The 5765-nt window shown below is 70.5% G+C and carries 4 protein-coding genes; 2 read left to right on the top strand and 2 right to left on the bottom strand.

The features are described from left to right. Nucleotides 1-1346, top strand: a 1346-nt coding sequence (locus VE546_RS18760; protein ID WP_324923804.1) for a penicillin-binding protein 2, incomplete at its 5' end; no start/stop codon positions are given. A 613-nt stretch (nucleotides 1347-1959) separates the two neighbouring features. After that, nucleotides 1960-3969: a Stk1 family PASTA domain-containing Ser/Thr kinase gene (gene pknB / locus VE546_RS18755; RefSeq protein WP_324923802.1), complete on the top strand. Its 2010-nt coding sequence runs from the start codon at nucleotides 1960-1962 to the stop codon at nucleotides 3967-3969. 116 nt (nucleotides 3970-4085) lie between these two features. On the opposite strand, the gene VE546_RS18750 is transcribed toward pknB, so the two are convergent. Beyond that, nucleotides 4086-4826 carry a class E sortase gene (locus VE546_RS18750; protein ID WP_324923800.1) on the bottom strand — a complete coding sequence of 247 codons (741 nt, stop codon included), beginning with the start codon at nucleotides 4824-4826 and terminating at the stop codon, nucleotides 4086-4088. A gap of 42 nt (nucleotides 4827-4868) precedes the next feature. Next, a partial coding sequence (locus tag VE546_RS18745; RefSeq protein ID WP_324923798.1) for a class E sortase occupies nucleotides 4869-5765 on the bottom strand: 897 nt, incomplete at its 5' end.

Genomic DNA, 5765 nt, shown 5'->3' with positions numbered 1-5765 from the left:
AGCACAACCGCCGCGTCGCCATCGAGCGCTACGGCCAGCCGCGCGGCAACATCATCGTCGACGGCAAGGCCATCACCGGCTCCACCGAGACCAAGGGCACCGACTTCAAGTTCAAGCGGACCTACCGGAACGGCAAGATGTGGGCGCCGGTGACGGGATTCGCCTCCCAGGCGTTCGGCGCCACCCAGTTGGAGGCCATCTACGACGGCATCCTCACCGGTGACGACGACCGGCTGTTCTTCAACCGCACCATCGACATGCTCACCGGCAAGGACCGGAAGGGCGGCAACGTCGTCACCACGCTGAACGCCGCGGTCCAGAAGGCCGCCTACGAGGGGATGGGCGACAAGAAGGGCGCGGCCGTCGCGATCGACCCCGAGACCGGCGCCATCCTCGCCCTGGTCAGCAAGCCGTCGTACGACCCGTCCGTCTTCGCGGGGAACTCCTCCAAGGACCAGAAGGCGTGGGTGTCCCTCCAGAAGGACAACGCCCCCGACGAGCCGATGCTCAACCGGGCGCTGCGCCAGACCTACCCGCCGGGCTCGACGTTCAAGGTCGTCACGGCCGCCGCGGCGCTGGAGAGCGGCATGTACGACATCGACGAGCGGACCGACTCCCCGGACCCGTACCGGCTGCCGGACAGCACCATCGACCTGGGCAACGACGGCAACCACCCCTGTGAGAACGCCTCGCTCCGGGTGGCCATGCAGTGGTCCTGCAACACCGTCTTCGCCAAGATCAGCAAAGAGCTCGGCAACGAGAAGATGATCGAGTACGCCGAGAAGTTCGGCTTCAACGAGGAGCTGTTCGTCCCGGTCCGCGCCGTCGAGTCCGTCTACCCCGAGGACAACCGGCCGCAGAACGCCATGGCGGGCATCGGCCAGGCGTCCAACCGCGCCACCCCGCTCCAGATGGCCATGGTGGCCGCCGCCGTCGCCAACGACGGCAAGCTGATGGAGCCGTACATGGTGGACCAGCTCGTCGCGCCGAACCTCAACGTCGTCGAGGAGCACTCGCCCAAGGAGCTGGGCCAGGCGGTCTCGCCGGAGAACGCCCAGAAGCTCCAGCAGATGATGGAGACGGTCGTCGAGGAGGGCACCGGCACCACCGCCCGGATCGACGGCGTCAAGGTCGGCGGCAAGACCGGTACCGCGCAGCACGGCGAGAACAACAAGGAGAAGCCGTACGCCTGGTTCATCTCCTACGCCAAGACCGACGACGGGTCCTCGCCGATCGCCGTCGCGGTGGTGGTCGAGGACTCCAACGCCGCCCGCGCGGACACCTCCGGCGGCGGCCTGGCCGCCCCGGTGGCGAAGGCGATGATGGAGGCGGCCCTCAAGAAGTAACCCGCGGGAAGCAGCGGGCGCACCGCCGCTCCCCGCGGCGGACGGAACCGGCCGGGGCCGGCCACGGTGGATGCCGTGGCCGGCCCCGGTGGCGTTCCGGCGGCCCCTCCGGCCGTACCGGCGCGCCCCCGACGCGTCACCGCCGGACTCGGCGGGAAGGCGGCCCCCGCCCGCGGGGCTGCCTTCCCGCGCGGTGAGGGGCTCGGGGCCGTCTCGGGGAAGAGGTCCGGCCTGTGATCTCGCGCACTCGCCGGGGCGGCGGCGCGGGCCCGGCGCGCGTCCGCCGCTCCCCTGTACGGGCCCTGTACGCGCGCGGGAGCGGAACCCGGCGGTCCCCTTCCGGCCGGACGTCCTCCGCGCCGTCAACGGGCCCCTGCTCCCCCTGTCGGGGCGTGCCGGACACCGCTGCCCCGCCCCTCCCGCCCCTCCCCGGGCGACGCCGTGCGCGGGCGTACGAATCCAGCCGAACCACTACATACGGTGACCGCGGAGAAGCAGCCCTTACCACAGAGGGGTCAGGCGAACCCGGTACGGTATGGCAAGCACCCTGATGACTCTTAGCACCCCGCTTCAGCCCTCTCCGGGGCAGTTGGGATGAAGGAAGGGCTGGCCTATGGAAGAGCCGCGTCGCCTCGGCGGCCGGTACGAGCTGGGCTCGGTGCTCGGCCGAGGTGGTATGGCCGAGGTGTACCTCGCCCACGACACCCGCCTCGGCCGCACCGTCGCGGTGAAAACGCTCCGCGTGGACCTCGCCCGCGACCCCACGTTCCAGGCCCGCTTCCGCCGTGAGGCCCAGTCGGCCGCCTCGCTCAACCACCCGGCGATCGTCGCCGTCTACGACACCGGCGAGGACTACGTCGACGGGGTGTCCATCCCGTACATCGTCATGGAGTACGTCGACGGCTCCACCCTGCGCGAGCTGCTGCACTCCGGGCGCAAGCTGCTGCCCGAGCGCTCCCTGGAGATGTGCGTCGGCATCCTCCAGGCCCTGGAGTACTCCCACCGCAACGGCATCGTCCACCGCGACATCAAGCCGGCGAACGTCATGCTGACGCGCACCGGCCAGGTCAAGGTGATGGACTTCGGCATCGCCCGCGCCATGGGCGACTCCGGCATGACCATGACCCAGACCGCGGCCGTCATCGGCACCGCCCAGTACCTCTCCCCGGAGCAGGCCAAGGGCGAGACGGTGGACGCCCGTTCCGACCTGTACTCCACGGGCTGCCTGCTGTACGAGCTGCTGACGGTGCGGCCGCCCTTCATCGGCGACTCCCCCGTCGCGGTCGCCTACCAGCACGTGCGGGAGGAGCCGCAGCCGCCGAGCGTCTTCGATCCCGAGATCACGCCCGAGATGGACGCCATCGTCCTCAAGGCGCTGGTGAAGGACCCGGACTACCGCTACCAGTCCGCCGACGAGATGCGCGCCGACATCGAGGCCGCCCTCGACGGCCAGCCGGTCGGCGCCGCGGCGGCGATGGGCGCGGCGGCGTACGGCAGCGGCGGAGGCGGCGGTTACCACCCCGAGGACCAGCCCACCACCGCCCTGCGCGCCACGGCCCCGCCGGCCGGCCAGACGTCCATGCTGCCGCCGATGCGCGAGGACGACGGCGGCTACGGCTACGACGAGCGGCCCGACCGGCGGCGCCAGAAGAACAACCTCTCGACGATCCTGCTGGTGCTCGGCGGCATCCTGGTCCTGGTCGGTGCGATCTTCATCGGCAAGGTGATCTTCACTCCGTCCCAGAACCCCTCGACCGTGCCCGACCTCGCCGGCCTCACCTTCACCGAGGCCAAGCGGAGTGCCGCCAACGTCGGCCTGGAGGTCGTCAGGGGATCGAGCGAGTTCTGCGACCAGAAGAAGGGCACGGTCTGCAAGACCGACCCGGTCAAGGGCGAGCAGGTCGAAGAGGGCGACACGATCACGCTGATCATGTCCAAGGGCCCCAGCGAGGTCGAGGTCCCGGACGTCGTCGGCGAGGAGGCCGACTCCGCCGAGCAGGAGCTGGAGAACGCGAACTTCAAGGTCAAGCGCAAGGCGGAGATCTCGGAGCAGCCGGCCGGCACGGTCATCGCGCAGGACCCGCCGGGCGGCGACAAGGCCAGGCCCGGCACCACGATCACCATCACCGTGGCCACGGAGGACCAGCGGCCGACCGTGCCGCGGGTCATCGACCAGGACTACGCGGCGGCCGAGGCCCAGCTCAAGGCGCTCGGCTTCAACGTCAACAAGACCGAGCAGGAGGACGCCTCCAAGGCCCCGAACACGGTCATCGCGCAGAGCATCGAGCCCAACACCAAGGCCGCGGCCGGCTCCACGATCACCCTGACCGTGGCCAAGGCGCCCGCGGAGCAGCCGGTCGCCGTCCCGAACGTCCAGGGCCAGACGCTCAAGGACGCCCGCAAGGCGCTCCAGGACGCGGGCTTCCAGGTCCAGGTGCAGGGCCCCGACCAGGACGACGCCAGGGTCGTGGCCACCACCCCGCAGGCCGGTGCCCAGGCCAAGAAGGGTGACAGCGTCACGGTGATCACCGTCGGCGGCGGCGGCCCCGGCGGCGGTCCGGGCGGCAACGGCGGTCCGGGCGGCTTCATCGAGGGCATGGACGGGGGGTTCCGGGAGGGCTGACCCGCGCGTACGGCCCCGCCCCGTACGACTACGCCCGAGGGCCTGACCGGCTCGGATGCCGGTCAGGCCCTCGGTTTGTGTCACGGGCCCCTCACGGGGGGGGCGCGGAGAGGGGTCTAGCGGAGTTCCTCCGGCGGGGTGCGCCGCTCGTCCACCTTCTCGGTGCGCACCAGCTCGCCCCATACGACGTAGCGGTAGTCGGAGGTGAGGATGGGAGTGCAGGTGGTCAGGGTGATGTACTTCCCCGCCTCTTTCCGGCCCGACGCCTCGGGGACGTCGGCGAGGACCTCGACGTTGTACTTCGAGGTCTTCGGGAGGACCTCGTAGACCTTGTAGACGTACCAGGTGTCCTCGGTCTCCACGACGACGGGATCGCCCTTGTCGATCTTGTGGATGTCGTGGAACTTGGCGCCGTGCCCGTCGCGGTGCGCGGCCAGCGAGAAGTTGCCGTTCCCCTCCCAGGGCGGCGTGGCCTTCACCGGCTTGGTGTAGTAGCCCGCGACGCCCTTGTTGAGCTCGTCGGTGTCGGTGCCCTTCTTGATCAGCACCTCACCGTCGCCCATCGCCGGTACGTGCAGGAAGCCCACGCCCTCGCCGGCGTCGTACTCCTTCCCGGCGCCGGCCGGGCCGTCCTCGGCCCAGTGCTCGCGCACCTCGGCGCTGTCGCGTTCGGCCTCGCGGTTGGCGATCACGTTCGTCCACCACAGCGAGTAGACGACGAAGAGGCCCAGCAGCACGCCGACGGTGATCAGCAGCTCGCCCAGGACGCCGGCGACGGTGGCGAGCCGGACGCGCCTGCGGCGGGGGGCGGGGGACGGGCCCGGCTGCGCGTCGCTCTCCTGGTCGATCACTGCCATCTGACGCACCGTCCGTCTTCTCCGCCCTGTTCCCCGCGCAGGCTAGCGGACGAGCGCGTCCGGCTTCCCCTCGCTGCGGGGACGTTCCTCGACCATTCTGCCCCAGACGATCAGACGGTACTTGGAGGTGAACTCCGGGGTGCAGGTGGTCAAGGTGATGTACCGCCCGGGCTCGGTGAAACCGGACTCCGGCGGAACGGGGCCGATGACGCCGATGTTCGACGGCAGGGTCGAGTCCAGACGGCTCGTCATCTCGTAGATGTAGTAGGTGTCCTGGGTCTCCACCACGATCGGGTCGCCCGGATCGAGCTTGTTGATGTAGCGGAACGGCTCGCCGTGGGTGTTGCGGTGCCCGGCCACCGCGAAGTTGCCCTGCTTGTCCCAGGGCATCGCGGTCTTCAGCGGTTCCTCGCCGTAGTGGCCGACCATGCCGCGGTCGAGGACGCCTTCCTCGTCGATGCCCTCGGCGATGGGCACCTTCACGTCCAGCTTGGGGATGTGCATGATCGCAAATCCCTGGCCGGGGGAGAAGGCCCCGGGATCGCGGTTCTCCCCCTCCCCCTCCCACTGCTCCTCGAGCTTCTTCGCCTCGCTGCCCGCGTGGCGGTCGGCTATCACGTTCGTCCACCACAACTGGTAGGACACGAACAGCAGCATCACCACGCCGAGGGTGATGAACAGCTCGCCGACGACCCGGCTGGCGATCACCATCGGGCTCTCCTGCTGGGCCCGCTGGGCCCGCCGCCGCGCGGCCCGGCCACCGCCCGGAGGGCGCGGCTCCGCACGCCGTGATCCCGCACGCCGCGACCCCGCGCGCCGCAACTCCGCACGTCCCGGCTCCGTGCGCCGTGGCTCCGTGTGCTGCGGTTCCGTGTGCCGCGGGCGTATGTCCTCCGGCTGGCGCAGCAGCATCGTCTCGTCGTCGAGGACGGGCGCGGG

Source organism: Streptomyces sp. (assembly GCF_035644915.1).
Taxonomy (GTDB): domain Bacteria; phylum Actinomycetota; class Actinomycetes; order Streptomycetales; family Streptomycetaceae; genus Streptomyces.
The sequence above is the reverse complement of the archived record's forward strand: the minus strand, read 5'-3'. Positions and strand labels throughout refer to the sequence as shown.